Origin of the sequence: Aminobacter sp. NyZ550, assembly GCF_025628925.2 — a bacterium.
GTDB classification, from domain to species: Bacteria; Pseudomonadota; Alphaproteobacteria; order Rhizobiales; family Rhizobiaceae; genus Aminobacter; species Aminobacter ciceronei.
On sequence record NZ_CP114190.1, the window covers coordinates 1308652 to 1323079 of the forward strand.

Genomic DNA, 14428 nt, shown 5'->3' on the forward strand with positions numbered 1-14428 from the left:
GGAAACCGGAACCGGGGCGCCGATGGCATTGTTGAAATCTCTCGGGGTGGGTAAAGGCTCCGATGTGCTGAGCTACGACCCGCACCGCCTGTCCTCTCCACAGGTGTTCCTGCTGACGATGATCATCTTCCTGGCAATCGTCGCCTTCATCGCCGCGATTCTGACGCGGCAGATCTCCAGCGCTTTCGGCACAAATCCCGGCCTCAACGGTCTGATCCTCGGCGTGCTCGTCGTCGGCATCGGGCTGGCCTTCGTCCAGGTCGGCCGGCTGTTCCGCGAGGTGCGCTGGGTCAATTCCTTCCGCGCCGGCTCCGAAGCCACCGAACCGGTGCTGCTGGCGCCGATGAAGGCGATGCTCGGGCGTTCCGCATCAATGGCATTCTCGACCAGCTCGATGCGCACAATGCTCGATTCCATCGCGACGCGCCTCGACGAAAGCCGCGACGTCTCGCGCTACCTCGTCGGCCTGCTCGTCTTCCTCGGCCTGCTCGGCACCTTCTGGGGCCTGCTCGGCACCATCGGCTCGATCGGCGAGACCATCCAGTCGCTTGATCCCGGTTCGGGTGATGCCTCGGCTGTGCTCGAAGCACTGAAGGCCGGCCTCGCGGCACCGCTGCAAGGCATGGGCACGGCGTTCTCGTCGTCGCTGTTCGGTCTGTCCGGCTCGCTGGTGCTCGGCTTTCTCGACCTCCAGGCCGGACGTGCCCAGACGCGTTTCTACACCGAACTGGAAAACTGGCTGTCGTCAGTCACCGATCTGTCCTCCGACATGGTCGTCGCCGACGCCAAGAACGGTTCGGCCGACGAACTCCGCGTGCTCAGCGAGCGCCTGCGCAACATGCAGGAGCAAGGCGGCTCGAACCCGCGTGTCGCCGCCGCCATGGCCAATCTCGCCGATGGCATCTCCGGCCTGGTCAAGAACATGCGCAGCGAACAGCAAATCATGCGCGACTGGGTCGAGGCGCAGTCGGATGAACAGAAGGCGATGCGCAACACGCTCGAAAAGATCGCTGACGCCCTGAAGAAGGAAGGGGTGCACTAAGGTGGCATTGGCGCGCGGGCGGCGCGGCGACCGCCGGATCGACTATTGGCCGGGCTTTGTCGACGCTTTGTCGACGCTGCTTCTGGCCATCATGTTCCTGCTCTCGGTCTTCGTGCTGGCGCAGTTCCTGCTCAGCCGCGAAATCTCCGGCAAGGACGAGGTACTGACCAGGCTCAACTCGCAGATCAACGAGCTGACCCAGCTTCTGGCGCTCGAAAAATCCAGCTCGCAGGACGCCGAAGATGCGCTCGTCAATCTGCAGGCGTCGCTGTCGGCAGCCGAGAGCGAAAAGAGCCGGCTCGAACAGCTTCTGTCCCAGGGCGCCGGCGCCGGCGCCGAGGCCAATGCCCGCATCGGCACGCTGTCGGGCGAACTGGAGAACGAGCGGCAGGTCAGCCAGCGCGCGCTCAGCCAGGTCGAACTGCTCAACCAGCAGATTTCGGCGCTGCGCCGCCAGATCGGCGCGCTCGAAGAGGCGCTGAATGCGTCCGAGGCGCGCGACAAGGAATCCAACACCAAGATCGCCGACCTTGGCCGCCGGCTGAACGTGGCGCTGGCGCAGCGCGTGCAGGAGCTCAACCGTTACCGTTCCGACTTCTTCGGCCGCCTGCGCGAAATACTGTCCGACCGCGAAAACATCCGCATCGTCGGCGACCGCTTCGTCTTCCAGTCGGAAGTGCTGTTCCCGACCGGCTCCGAGCAGATCAACGAGGCGGGCAAGGGCGAAATGAAGAAGCTCGCCGATGCCATCATCGAGCTGCAGAAGGAGATTCCGCCCGAGATTAACTGGGTGCTGCGCGTCGATGGCCACACCGACAACATTCCGCTGTCGGGCACCGGCCGCTACCGCGACAATTGGGAGCTTTCCTCGGCGCGCTCGACCTCGGTGGTCAAGTTCCTGATCGAGAACGGCGTTCCGGCCAATCGCCTGGTCGCTGCCGGTTTCGGCGAGTTCCAGCCGCTCGACGAAAGCGGCAGCGACGAGGCGCGCTCCAGGAACCGCCGCATCGAACTCAAGCTCACAGAGCGCTAGCCTCCGCGCCATAGGGCCCAGCGTGCGTTCATTCTCAAGATTTCGTGTGCGCAATGGCCTGCCCCAGCGGGGGCAAAGCCGCGGCAGGCGGGGGCCGATTGTGGCGGCCAAGATTATCTTTTCTTAATTAGGTTTCCGTCCGACGCGGGCCTAGCTTTCGCAGGCAGTCCGGGAACCGCCGGCGATGACCTCCCACCGCGACACGACGGTTTCAGACGGCCTGTAGTTGACGGGACGTCCTGTCGCGCCCCGCAAGCTTGGGAGTCGCAAAATGCGCTCTATGGCATTCAAGGCGGCGCTTGCCGCAATCCTGATCGCAACCCCTCTGGCGACGGCTTTCGCCAAGGAGCACCATGGAACGATGCGGGAGTTCTCGTTCCAGAGCAGCCCGAGCGGCGGCGATAGGCCTGACTCTCCGGCGCCTTCCTATGGCTATGCGCCTGGCGGCCAGCTTCGCGCCATCCTTGACGATCTCCAGGGCGATGATGCACGCATCATGAACGACCGCCGGGCGAGGCTGATCACGCCGTCCGAGGTTCGCAGCCTGCGGGGCGAGGAAGCGATGATCCGCAGGACCGCTGCCCGTGATGCGGCCAGGGACGGCAGCAAGCTTCCAGCGGCCGCGTACGACCAACTGATGGCTGAGGTCGACGGTCTCGACCTGCAGATCGACCGCGACGCGGCTCTCCACTAGACACGTTCAGGAACCCCTTGCCCCCGGGTCGCTCCCCGGGGGAATGGGTTTCGGGCTACCAGCCAAGCCAAAGTGCCGCCAGCGCCAATGCTGCCGGCAAGGCCTGGATGTAGAGGATCTTGCGGCTGACGGTTGCCGCGCCGTAGAGCCCGGCAATGGCGACGCAGAGCAGGAAGAACACCTTGACCTGGAAGCCTGCCTGGCCCAGCCACAGGCCCCAGATCAGGCCGGCGGCGAGGAAGCCGTTGTACAGCCCCTGATTGGCGGCCAGCACCTTCGATGCCGTGGCGAAATCCGGCTTGAGGCCGAACGCCTTGTGGCCGCGCGGCGTGTCCCACAGCACCATTTCGAGATAGACGATGTAGAGATGGATCAGGGCGACGAGCCCGACCAGCATGTTTCCGACCATAGCCGCCCCTTCGACCTCAGTTGCACAACTTGAGCATGCCGGCTGCCGTTCCGGCAAGTGGTGGACCAGCCGAACGGTCTTGCGAAGGCGCACGGATTGGTATCCTCTCGCCGCGAATTTGAGACAGAGGAAATGCCATGTCCTTCGCAAGGTTAGACGAACTCGGCCGCAAGCTCGAAGCGCTGGAACACGCGCTTGCCATACTGGGCGCCGACGAAGCCACCCACATGGCGGTCGGCGGCGGCGCCAGGCGCGCCGAAGCACTTTCGGCGCTTGCCGGCATGCATCACCGCCAGGCAACCGCGCCTGAAATCGCCGACTGGATCAATGCAGCCGAAACTGAAACGCTAAACGACGAGCAGGCGGTGGCACTGCGCGAGTTCCGCCGCCAGTACACCAACATGACCTGCCTGCCGACGGAATTTGTCGAGCGCCAGACCGCCGCCCGTCTGCGCTGCGAACAGCTGTGGCGCGACCTCAGGGCCAAGAACGACTGGGCCGGTTTCCAGCCGGCGCTCGAAGGCATCGTCGCAATTGCGCGCGAGGAGGCGGCGATGCGTTCCCAGGCGCTCGGCCTCGATCCTTACGACGCGCTGATGGAGCAATATGATCCGGGCAACCGCACGGCCGACATCACGCCCGTTTTCACCGACCTCAAGGCGTTCCTGAAAGACTTCGTGCCGGAGGCGCTGGCTGTGCAGCAGGAGCACCTGGCCAAACACCCGAAGCGGCCGCTGTCGGGCGTCTACGCCATCGAGCGCCAGCGTGAGCTTGGCCTTGCGATGATGGGGGCGGTCGGCTTCGACCTGACCCGCGGCAGCCTCTCTGTGTCGCACCACCCGTTCTGTGGCGGCGTGCCGTCGGACGTGCGCATCACCACGCGCTACAAGACCTCAGACTTTCTGTCGGCGCTGATGGGCGTGCTGCACGAGACCGGCCATGCGCTCTACGAACAGAATTTGCCGGAAGCCTGGTCGCACTGGCCGCTCGGCAAGGCGCGCGGCATGGCTGTGCATGAGAGCCAGAGCCTGTTCGTCGAAAAGCAGCTCGGCCGCAACCCCACCTTCTGGCAATGGGCGCTGCCGCTGGTCGAGCAGCATCTCGGCGAGCGCTGGTCGATGGACGAGATCCTGCCGCATGTGCACCATGTCGAGCGCGGCCTGATCCGCGTCGACGCCGACGAGGTCACCTATCCGCTGCATGTCATCCTCCGCTACGAACTCGAGCAGGAGCTGATCTCCGGTCGTCTGTCGGTCGCCGATCTGCCCGAAGCGTGGGATGCCAGGATGCGCGACTATCTTGGCCTGTCGACCATCGACAACCCTGCCGACGGCCCGATGCAGGACGTGCATTGGCCGAGTGCCGCCTTCGGTTATTTCCCGTCCTACACGCTCGGCGCGATGATGGCGGCGCAGCAATGGGCGACGCTGATCAAGGACCATCCTTCCGTTGACGACGAGATCGCGCGCGGTCATTTCGAAACGGTCAACAACTGGCGTCGCGACAAGATCTGGTCACAGGCCTCGCGCTGGTCGACCCCCGACCTGCTCGAACGCGCCACCGGCGAAAAGCTCAACGCTGCGCATTTCACGGCACATCTGAAGAAGCGCTACGGGGCCTGACCTTCCTCACCGGCTCGTTGCGGCCAGCCTCCTTCTCCTCGTCTCTACGGCGAGAAGGTCTGGCAGGGGATGAGGGGCAGGTCGCCCCCTTTCCGCAAGGTAACTGAGTCAGCCCAGTTTCTTCTTGATTGCAACGTTGCTCCTATCGGACACTTGACCAACGAATGTCTTGGGAGGGGCAGTTGGCTGACCAGGCGGATGCGATCGTTGTCGGTGGCGGACTTGCCGGCCTGGTTGCCGCGGCAGAGCTGGCCGATGCCGGCAAGCGGGTCATCATCCTTGAGCAGGAGGACGAGAATTCGCTTGGCGGCCAGGCCTTCTGGTCGCTCGGCGGGCTGTTCTTCGTCGACAGCCCCGAGCAGCGCCGCATGCGCATCAAGGACAGCCGCGAACTCGCATTGCAGGACTGGATGGGTTCGGCGCAGTTCGACCGGCCGGAAGATTTCTGGCCGCGCAAGGTGGCCGAAGCCTTCATCGATTTCTCTGCCGGCGAGATGCGGCCGTGGCTACATGCCCAGGGCATGCGCTGGTTTCCCGTCGTTGGTTGGGCCGAGCGTGGCGGCGCGCTGGCGCATGGCCACGGCAATTCGGTGCCGCGTTTCCATGTCACCTGGGGCACCGGCCCGGGCGTGCTCGAACCGTTTGTCCGTCGTGTCCGCGATCATGCTGCGGCGGGCCGGATCGCGCTGAAATTCCGTCATCAGGCCAGCCGGCTGATCAAGACCCATGGTGCAATGTCCGGTGTCGCCGGCGAAATCCTGGAGTCGTCTGCCGTCGAGCGTGGCCAGCAATCCGGCCGCAAGGTGACAGGCGATTTCGAGTTCCATGCCGACGCCGTCATCGTTACCTCGGGCGGCATCGGCGGCAATCACGACCTCGTTCGAACGGCTTGGCCGACCGACAGGCTCGGGCCGGCGCCCAAGAAGATGGTCGCCGGCGTGCCGCACCATGTCGATGGCCGTATGGTCGCGATCACGGAAGCCGCCGGCGGCACCGTTATCAACCGTGACCGCATGTGGCACTACACCGAAGGTGTGACCAACTGGGACCCGATCTGGCCCAACCACGGCATCCGCATTCTGCCGGGGCCGTCGTCGCTGTGGTTCGACGCGCTGGGCGAGCGGCTGGAAGCGCCGTTCCTGCCTGGCTTCGACACGCTCGGCACACTCCGGCGCATCCTGTCCGCCGGCCACGAATACTCCTGGTTTGTGCTGACCCAGAAGATCATCAAGAGGGAGTTCGCGCTGTCCGGCTCGGAGCAGAACCCGGACCTGACCTCCAAGCGCTGGGTCGAGGTGTTGAAGAGCCGCCGCGCCAAGGGCGCGCCGCCGGCGGTCGAAGCGTTCAAGCAGCACGGCGAGGATTTTGTCGTCCGCGACAATCTCCGTGATCTTGTGGCCGGCATGAACACGCTTACCGGCAACGATCTCATCGACCATGATCGGTTGCATGCGCAGATCGCAGCGCGCGACCGCGAGATCGACAATCCCTACTCCAAGGACGCCCAGGTCACCGCCATCCATGGCGCCAGGCGTTATCTCGGCGACCGGCTGGTGCGGACGGCAAAGCCGCACAAGATCCTCGATCCCGCCAACGGCCCGCTGATCGCCGTCCGCCTCAATGTGCTCACCCGCAAGACGCTGGGCGGGCTGCACACCAATCTGAATGGTCAGGTGCTTGGTGCCAATGGCGAGCCTATTCCCGGCCTCTATGCTGCCGGCGAGGTCGCCGGCTTCGGCGGCGGTGGCTATCACGGCTACAACGCGCTCGAAGGCACCTTCCTCGGCGGTTGCATATTCTCCGGCCGCAACGCCGGCCGGCACGCGGCGCGCTAGCCGTTTTCGGACCTGTCGCGGTCCAGCTCGCGCATCTCGCGCGGCGTCATGCCGTAGCGATTGCGGAACATGCGGTTGAAGTTCGAGGGGTCGAGGAAACCGCAATTGGCCGCGATCTGCGCGATGCTGAGGTCGAGCGCCGGGCTCAAGGTTAGCACGCGCCGGGCGCGTTCGAGCCGCGCTGTCCAGATGGCGGCTGCGACGGACTCAGCTTGTCCGGAGAAGGCACGGTAAAGCTCGGAGCGCGAGCATGCCAGGGCAGCGGCAACGCGTCGCGGCGACAGCTCGGGATCGCACTGGCGCTGGTCGATGATCGTCCGCGCCGCGGCCAAAATATCCCCCGGCAGCAGGCTTTCCTCCTCTTCGGCGGCTTGGCGCAGGCGGGGGGGGCGTTGCGGTATCGACTGCGGCCTCGCGCCCGATAGCTGAGAAGCTGCGCATGCGTCTTGCCACGGCCTATGTCGGCCAGATCGGCAACAGTACGCGTGACCACGGGGCTAGGGCCAGCTTGGCGGTGAAGTTTTGAGCCATGGTGCCCGCTGGAGCCGCGTGGCCCTAATCTGTCAAATGCCGGTTTCCGGAATTAGACCCAAAAATGGCGCGGGACGAAATCTTCCCAACCACGGTGTTGTCGCTTAGGTGTGGCTCATCATTTAGGGGCCTGCCTGAGGGATAAGCTCCCCTCCCGACGGCAGGTGGGGAGTAAGCAGTGCCTGCCATTTTTTCCAGAACGCGCGCTCTTTCGGGTGTGCCACTTTTTGCCCTGTGCGGTTCGCTCCAGCCTGCCTGGGCCGATCGGTGGTCCCTGGGCGGTCAGGACATCACTGATGACCTTCTCATCTGTTCGTTCGAGGGCATTTGAGGCGTGGTGTGTATCGAGGGAGTAGAACAGTCGCAAATGCCTGCTGCCCCATTTGGCATTTGCCGGCGCATTTCACTTGCATGCGCGAGTCTTCTCGAAACGTCCGTGAGTGGAGTTGGCGGTTGTACGAGTTGAAGCAAGTTTAATTCTTCATATCTAATATTCTCTGTTGCTGAATAAGCTTGGCTGTTCTAAGCAAAATCTATTGTTGAGTTTTGGGTGGAGATTGGGGTCTCCGCACAATGCCTTTGCCCGGTTTGGGCGTGCATATAAGTGGTGGGGATATCATGCCTTTTTTTGACCGCAGCTCTGCTGCGCGGACTCATTTGGAATCGGCTCAAGCCAACAGGACCTCTTCCAGCCAACCCTCGAACCGACCAATCGCCCGTCTCGCCGCCTTGCGGTCCGGCACGGCGCTGGCGACGCTCGCGGCCGTGGCGGTTGTGCTCGGCGCTGCGTCGCCGGTCCTTGCAGACCAGTATTGGGATGGTGCCGACATCGTTGCCAATGGTGCCGTCAATGGAGGTGCCGGCACATGGGTTGCTGGCAGCACCAACTGGACCGACGTCACCGGCACAACAAACCAGCAATGGGTTGGTGGCACAGCGGTGTTCGGCGGCACTGGTGGAGGGGTAAACGTCCAGGGGCACCAGAATTTCGATACACTTCGTTTCACGGCCAGCGGCTACAGGCTTACGGCTACTGCTTCCGACTCGCTTACCTTGGCGCCGGCAATCGGCTCGGCGACGATAAATGTGGGTCCTGGAGTTTCCGCCGAGATCGGCATGGTCATCAAAGGGTCAGCCGGGCTCGACATTGTCGGCGGCGGTACGCTGAAGCTCAGCGATTGGGTCAACACCTATACAGGCGCCACCACGATCGGCTCCGGTACGACACTCCAGATGGTTGGCAGCAGCAGCAGCATCAGCGCCTCCAGCGGATTGACGGTCGACGGTACGTTCGACATCTCGAACAAGGGTGGCGGCGTCAGCATCAAGGCGTTGACGGGCAGCGGTCTGGTCAAGCTCGCTGACAAGATTCTCAACATCACAGCGGCCAGCGGCACCTTTTCCGGCGTGATCGATGGCAGCGCTGGCATCAGCATCGATGGCGGGACACAGATTTTCACCGGCAACAACATCTTTACCGGAAGCACGGCCATCTCCAGCGGCGCAACGTTGCAGCTGGGATCTGGTGGCACGTCAGGTTCTCTTGCCGGCGCGGTCAACAATCACGGTACGCTGGTTTTCAATCGCTCCGACGACCTCGTTGTTGCCGGCCAGATCAATAGCGCAGGCTCGTTCCAGCATATTGGCGGTGGCAAGTTGACCCTTACCGGCGCTGGCAACAGCGGCAGCGGCACGGCCACCGTGCTGATCTCTAACGGCGGTACACTCCAGTTCGGTGACGGCGGGGCGAGCGGTTGGTTGGGTGGGACCGATGGCAAGATCACCATCGACGCTGGCAGCAAGCTGATTTCCAACATGTCCAATGGCCTGGGCTACCTGCCGCAGAACGTTCAGCTTGCCGGCGCGGGTCAGTTCTTCAAGCAGGGATCGGGCACCATCACATTAAGGGGCGACAGTTCCGCATTCGCCGGCGAAACCTTCGTCAACGCCGGCATGCTGAATGTCGGTTACAAGGGCATTGGTACGCTGGCTGGGCCAGTCTCCGTTGACTCCGGCGCTCGGTTCGGCGGCAGCGGCACGGTTGTCGGCAACGTGACAATCGCATCAGGTGCAGCGCATGCTGTGGGCGACAAGGCGAACCCGGCTACAACGGGCCTCGTCCATACCCAGACCGTCAACGGCGACTACGTCAATCACGGCATCCTCGAGATCGAGGCGACGCCGACGACAGCCGACAAGCTGACGGTCAACGGCACGGTCGACATATCGGGTGCGACGCTCAATCTGGTACTGACACCCAACGACCCGAGCGCGACCGGAGGCTGGGATCCGCTCAACGGGCCGTTCACGATCATCGCCAATGATGGCGGTGACGCCGTCACCGGAACCTTCGCCTCGGTCGGTAACCTCAACAACCTGCTCTTCCTCAATCATCTCATCAGCTACACCGGTGGCGACGGCAATGACGTAACGCTGGCGCTCAGCCGCAACGACCTGTCGGTCGAGGAGGTCGCCCAGTCGCCGAACCAGTCGGCCGTCGCGGGTGCCGTCGACAATCTGCCGAGTGGCAATCCGGTGCGCTCGGCCTTGCTGATGTCGACGGACGAGGACGAGGCACGCGACGCGCTGCAGCAGCTTGCCGGCGATGTGCACGCCTCGGTCAGCGGCGGTACGACGCAGACGAGCCAGTTCCTCGGCGAGTTCGCCAACGACCGCGTGCGCTCGGCCTTCGGCGATGTCGCGGCACCCGATCTGACTGTCATGGGCTATGGCGAGGGCGGGCTCGAACTTGTCGCTGCCGATACCGACCGTTTCGTCGTCTGGGGCCAGGCGCTGGGCAATTGGGGTTCGTTCGACGGCGACGGCAATGCGGGCGGCTTCAAGCACGCGAGCGGCGGCCTCGTCGCCGGTGGCGACACCATCGTCGGCGATGGCTGGCGCATTGGCCTGCTCAGCGGCTACAGCCGCACCAGCTTCGACGCCGATGACGGCGCAGCTTCGGGCGACAGCGACAACTTCCATGTCGGGGTCTATGGCGGTCGCCATTTCGGCGCCATCGCTCTTCGCGCCGGGGCGTCCTACACCAGACATGCGATCGACACGAGCCGCACGGTCTCGTTCCCCGGTCTCACCGAAACGCTCAAGGCCAGCTACGATGCCGGCACGGCGCAGGCCTTCGTCGAGACGGGTTACAAGGTGGAAATGGGCCGCGTCGCCTTCGAGCCTTTCGCCGGACTTGCCTATGTTTCGACCTCGACCGACGGCTTCACCGAAACCGTCGGCGCGGCTGCGCTGACCAGCACCGACAAGAGCTTCGACAGCACCACGACGACGCTCGGCCTGCGCGCCGCAAGCGACGTCAACCTTGGCGACGCGAAGGCGACGGTGCGCGGTGGCCTCGGTTGGCGCCATGCCTTCGGCGATGTCACGCCCGCTTCCACGGTGGCCTTCGCCGGCGGCGGCGACAGCTTCACCGTCCATGGTGCGCCGATCGCCCGCGATGCGCTGCTCATCGAGGCCGGCCTCGACTTCGCCATCACGCCCAAGGCCAATCTCGGCCTGAGCTACAACGGCCAGGTCGCCAACGGCGCCCGCGATCACGGCGTCAAGGCAAGCCTCGGCGTGAAGTTCTAGGAACGGACAGCCGGCGCCGGTCACGGCGCCGCCAATCCCCCAGGCGACGCCGGTCACGGCATCGCCAATCCCCGTTGACGCGGGCGGCGGCATTGGAGATTGTCGCCGCAATCGAGATTTTCCGGGGAGGAACACGTGACTGTCTCAACCACGCACGCCTATCGCACATTGCCGCTGCCCGACTACCGGGAAAAGCCGGTCGAGGAGATGCGTGCCGGCGCACAGTCGTTCTACGACGAGATTCGCACGCGCCATACGGTGCGCGATTTCTCGACGCGGCCAGTACCGCGGGACATCATCGAAACCTGCATTCTCGCCGCCGGCACAGCGCCCAATGGCGCCAATCACCAGCCTTGGCATTTCGCCGTCATCGGCGACGCTGACATCAAGCGCCAGATTCGCGAAGCGGCCGAGATCGAGGAGCGTGCTTTCTACGAGGGCCGCGCCGGCGAGGAGTGGCTGAAGGCGCTGGCGCCGCTAGGTACCGATGCCTCCAAGCCCTTCCTGGAAGAGGCGCCCTGGCTGATCTGCATTTTCGGCGAGCGCAAGAGCCGCTCGGCCGACGGTGTCTCGCGCAAGAACTATTACGTGCCCGAATCGGTCAGCATCGCCACCGGCTTCCTGATCGCCGCGCTGCACCGCGCTGGCCTGGCGACGCTGACACACACGCCGAACCCAATGAGCTTCCTCAACCAGATCTGCGGCCGCGACCCGCACGACAAGCCTTACATCCTGATGGTCGTCGGCTATCCCAAGGAGGGCGCCACCATCCCCGTGCATGCCACGGAGAAGCGTCCGCTGTCGGAGATCGCGACCTTCCTGTGAGGCGTTATTCCGCGGCGCCCTGGAAGGCGCTGGCGCCGGTGTCGAATTGCAGCTTGGCGAGGCGGGCATAGATGCCACCCTTTGCGACGAGGCTGGCATGGGTGCCTTCCTCGACAATGCGGCCGCCATCCATGACCAGGATGCGGTCGGCCTTCAGCACGGTTGCCAGCCGGTGTGCGATGACGATAGTGGTGCGCCCCTGCATCAGGTGCTCGAGCGCCGTCTGGACCTGCCGCTCGCTGTCGGCGTCGAGCGCCGATGTCGCCTCGTCGAGCAACAGGATAGGCGCGTCGCGCAGGATGGCGCGGGCAATGGCGATGCGCTGGCGCTGACCGCCGGAGAGCGTGACGCCGCGTTCGCCGACTTCGGTGTCATAGCCGTCCTGCAGCTTCTCGATGAACTCGACGGCGAGCGCGGCCTCGGCTGCCTTGACGATGTCGGCCTGCGAAGCACCAGGCCGGCCGAAGCCGATGTTCTCGCCTGCCGTGCTGGCAAAGACCGTCACGTCCTGCGGCACGATGGCAATGCGGTCGCGCACGGCCTGCGGGTCGGCCTTCTGGAGATCGACCCCGTCGATCAGCACAGCGCCGGCTTCGGGATCGTAGAAGCGCAGCAGAAGCGAAAACACCGTGCTCTTGCCAGCGCCCGAGGGGCCTACGATGGCCACTGTTTCTCCCGGCTTGACGGTGAAGCTCAGGCCATGCACGGCGGCGCGGTCGGGCCTGACCGGATAGGAAAAGGTCACGTCGCGGAATTCGATCGCGCCGCTGCACCTGGCGGGCAGGGCGATCGGCGTAGCCGGGGCTGCAACCGTCGGCTCTTCGGCGAGGATCTCGGTGATGCGTTCGGCAGCACCGGCGGCGGAGCTGAGTTCGCCCCACACCTCGGAAAGCGCGCCAAGCGCGCCGGCTGCAAACACCGAATAAAGCAGGAACTGGCCGAGCGTGCCGGGCGAGACCACGCCTTCGAGCACATCGCGCGACCCGAACCACAGCACCGCCACGACCGAAGCGAAGATGGTGAAGATGGCAAAGAAGGTCAGCACGGCGCGCGCCAGCACCGAGGCGCGGGCGGCGTTGAAGGCGGTCTCGACGGCAGCAGCAAAGCGGCCGGTGACGAGCTTTTCATTGGTGAAGGCCTGGAGTGTGCGGATGGCGCCGATCTGCTCGCTGGCAAAGGCCGTGGCGTTGGCCAGCGTGTCCTGCGCCAGCCTCGACTTGCGCCTGACCGAGCGACCGAAGGCGACCAGCGGCAACACGATCAGCGGAATCGCGGCAATGACGAGGCCCGACAGCTTCGGGCTCGTCACCACCATCATGGCGAGCGCGCCAAGGCCGAGGATGATGTTGCGCAGGGCGACGGAGGCGGTGGCGCCGACGGCCGACTTGATCTGGGTGGTGTCGGCGGCAAGCCGCGACACGATCTCGCCCGACATCGCCGTGTCGAAGAAGGCCGGAGAAAGCGAGGTGACGTGCGAAAAGACGTCGCGGCGGATGTCGGAGACGACACGCTCGCCGAGCGTGATGACGAAATAGTAGCGGCAGGCAGAGGCCAGCGCGAGCAGTGCAGCGATCGCCACCAGCATGGCGAAATATTTGGCAATGAAGCTCGAATCGGCGGAGGAGAAGCCGTGGTCGATCATCCGGCGCACGGCGATCGGCAGGGTCAGCGTGGTGACGGCGGCGGCGACAAGCGAAATGATGGCGCCGATGACCAGCCTGGGATAGCGGTAGAGGTAGGGCGAAAGCCTGCTCAGCGGGCGGAGCGAACGTCGGCGCTGTTCATTGGCGGCCGTTGTTGTGTTCGCCATGTCAATTCCCTCTCGGCCGCGGGCCATTTGCCGGCTGCGCGGCCTTGTGATTCGAAATCGGCTGATGTATAGGCACGCCGACCGTTTCTGAAGCCGTGGCCTATCTAGCCGTGGCTTCGAATTTTCGAAAGAGGCGCATCGCCGCAGGATACCTGCGCAAGCCGCGCCGTGACAGCAGGAACAGAGCGATGAAAGCCGATATCCATCCCGACTACCACACCATCAAGGTCGTCATGACCAATGGCACCGAATACCTGACCCGCTCCACCTGGGGCAAGGAAGGCGATACGATGAACCTCGATATCGACCCGACCACGCACCCGGCCTGGACCGGCGGCCAGCACAACCTGCTCGACCGCGGCGGCCGTCTGTCGAAGTTCAAGAAGCGCTACGAAGGCCTCGGCATCTAAGCCGGCCCGCTTCAAGGATACCAAGAACCCGCCCTCGTGGCGGGTTTTTTGTTGCCGGCGGACGGGATATTCATCTCGCTTCACGGGAGGCACGTCGGGCTGAAGTTGAGTGATGAACGATGGTCTCGCCTGGCTGGCGGATACAAAGTCGCTTATGACGCCCGTCAAGCCTTCGCTGCACTTTCCAGGAACTACCGCGACAGCGCCGCCTGGGAGGAAATCTTGAATGAGCTGCATCATCAGGGCGATGTCGGCGAGGCGTCCTACGCAGCTATTCCTGCGCTTGTCGGCATCTCCTCCCAACGCCGTCATGCACACTGGGCGCTCTATGGTCTGGCGGCAACGGTCGAGGAAGCGCGGCTGGTCTTTCCACGAAATCCACCGATTCCCGAATGGCTGGAACGCGACTATGCCGATGCATGGCAACGTCTCTTTGAGTTCGCCTTGCGCGACTTGGGGACCGAGTCGGAACCATCGGTCGTGACCTGCGCGCTGGCCGTCGTCGCCTTGCACCGCAAGCAGTTGTCACTGGGACGCCTTGCGCTTTGTGACGACGATGAACGAACCGAAATGCTCCAGCGCCAATTCGGTGCGGGCTAGTCACAGTTCCACCAGCGTTTTCT

General features: G+C 64.2%; 12 protein-coding genes. 9 read left to right on the plus strand and 3 right to left on the minus strand.

Features of this window, described 5'->3' with window-relative positions; translation table 11 throughout:
• The first annotated feature begins 22 nt into the window (after positions 1 to 22).
• The 3 genes from N7E70_RS06445 to N7E70_RS06455 all read left to right on the plus strand — a co-directional run bounded on the left by N7E70_RS06445 (position 23) and on the right by N7E70_RS06455 (position 2769).
• On the plus strand, positions 23 to 1042 hold the full coding sequence (locus N7E70_RS06445) for a MotA/TolQ/ExbB proton channel family protein (protein ID WP_067956851.1): 1020 nt from the start codon (positions 23 to 25) through the stop codon (positions 1040 to 1042).
• A 1-nt stretch (position 1043) separates the two neighbouring features.
• Positions 1044 to 2075, plus strand: coding sequence for a peptidoglycan -binding protein (locus N7E70_RS06450; RefSeq protein ID WP_263005836.1), 1032 nt, complete (start codon positions 1044 to 1046; stop codon positions 2073 to 2075).
• A gap of 271 nt (positions 2076 to 2346) precedes the next feature.
• Positions 2347 to 2769 carry a hypothetical protein gene (locus tag N7E70_RS06455; protein ID WP_263005837.1) on the plus strand — a complete coding sequence of 141 codons (423 nt, stop codon included), beginning with the start codon at positions 2347 to 2349 and terminating at the stop codon, positions 2767 to 2769.
• A 55-nt stretch (positions 2770 to 2824) separates the two neighbouring features.
• Here N7E70_RS06455 and N7E70_RS06460 read toward each other — a convergent pair whose 3' ends face one another.
• Positions 2825 to 3178: a DUF1304 domain-containing protein gene (locus tag N7E70_RS06460; RefSeq protein WP_263005838.1), complete on the minus strand. Its 354-nt coding sequence runs from the start codon at positions 3176 to 3178 to the stop codon at positions 2825 to 2827.
• A gap of 137 nt (positions 3179 to 3315) precedes the next feature.
• Here N7E70_RS06460 and N7E70_RS06465 point away from each other — a divergent pair, with 137 nt between their 5' ends.
• Positions 3316 to 4800, plus strand: coding sequence for a carboxypeptidase M32 (locus tag N7E70_RS06465; RefSeq protein ID WP_263005839.1), 1485 nt, complete (start codon positions 3316 to 3318; stop codon positions 4798 to 4800).
• Between the two features lie 182 nt (positions 4801 to 4982).
• A complete protein-coding gene (locus N7E70_RS06470) occupies positions 4983 to 6635 on the plus strand; it encodes an FAD-binding dehydrogenase (RefSeq protein WP_263005840.1) in 1653 nt (550 codons plus the stop codon).
• Here the strand turns inward: N7E70_RS06470 and N7E70_RS06475 are convergent.
• The gene (locus N7E70_RS06475; protein ID WP_263005841.1) at positions 6632 to 6967 is read right to left on the minus strand and encodes a helix-turn-helix transcriptional regulator; all 336 of its coding nucleotides are present in this window, start codon (positions 6965 to 6967) and stop codon (positions 6632 to 6634) included. The genes N7E70_RS06470 and N7E70_RS06475 overlap by 4 nt on opposite strands.
• An 856-nt stretch (positions 6968 to 7823) precedes the next feature.
• Here N7E70_RS06475 and N7E70_RS06480 point away from each other — a divergent pair.
• Both N7E70_RS06480 and N7E70_RS06485 read left to right on the plus strand, forming a co-directional pair.
• Positions 7824 to 10760, plus strand: a complete 2937-nt coding sequence (locus N7E70_RS06480) for an autotransporter outer membrane beta-barrel domain-containing protein (RefSeq protein WP_263005842.1) — start codon at positions 7824 to 7826, stop codon at positions 10758 to 10760.
• A gap of 135 nt (positions 10761 to 10895) precedes the next feature.
• Positions 10896 to 11585: a nitroreductase family protein gene (locus N7E70_RS06485; RefSeq protein WP_263005843.1), complete on the plus strand. Its 690-nt coding sequence runs from the start codon at positions 10896 to 10898 to the stop codon at positions 11583 to 11585.
• 4 nt (positions 11586 to 11589) lie between these two features.
• Here N7E70_RS06485 and N7E70_RS06490 read toward each other — a convergent pair whose 3' ends face one another.
• The gene (locus N7E70_RS06490) at positions 11590 to 13395 is read right to left on the minus strand and encodes an ABC transporter transmembrane domain-containing protein (protein ID WP_263005844.1); all 1806 of its coding nucleotides are present in this window, start codon (positions 13393 to 13395) and stop codon (positions 11590 to 11592) included.
• Positions 13396 to 13583: 188 nt separating this feature from the next.
• Between N7E70_RS06490 and rpmE the strand changes: the two genes are divergently transcribed.
• Together rpmE and N7E70_RS06500 are read left to right on the plus strand one after the other, a co-directional pair.
• Complete coding sequence (rpmE, locus tag N7E70_RS06495) at positions 13584 to 13805, plus strand: 50S ribosomal protein L31 (RefSeq protein WP_067956883.1); 222 nt, start codon at positions 13584 to 13586, stop codon at positions 13803 to 13805.
• Positions 13806 to 13841: 36 nt separating this feature from the next.
• Positions 13842 to 14405, plus strand: a complete 564-nt coding sequence (locus tag N7E70_RS06500) for a hypothetical protein (protein ID WP_263005845.1) — start codon at positions 13842 to 13844, stop codon at positions 14403 to 14405.
• The last annotated feature ends 23 nt before the right edge of the window (positions 14406 to 14428 follow it).

Excerpts from the sequence above, each read along its gene's own strand:
- N7E70_RS06445 (WP_067956851.1), top strand. The coding sequence starts at position 23 with ATGGCATTGTTGAAATCTCTCGGGGTGGGTAAAGGCTCCGATGTGCTG.
- N7E70_RS06455 (WP_263005837.1), top strand. The coding sequence starts at position 2,347 with ATGCGCTCTATGGCATTCAAGGCGGCGCTTGCCGCAATCCTGATCGCA.
- N7E70_RS06460 (WP_263005838.1), bottom strand. The coding sequence starts at position 3,178 with ATGGTCGGAAACATGCTGGTCGGGCTCGTCGCCCTGATCCATCTCTAC.
- N7E70_RS06465 (WP_263005839.1), top strand. The coding sequence starts at position 3,316 with ATGTCCTTCGCAAGGTTAGACGAACTCGGCCGCAAGCTCGAAGCGCTG.
- N7E70_RS06490 (WP_263005844.1), bottom strand. The coding sequence starts at position 13,395 with ATGGCGAACACAACAACGGCCGCCAATGAACAGCGCCGACGTTCGCTC.
- rpmE (WP_067956883.1), top strand. The coding sequence starts at position 13,584 with ATGAAAGCCGATATCCATCCCGACTACCACACCATCAAGGTCGTCATG.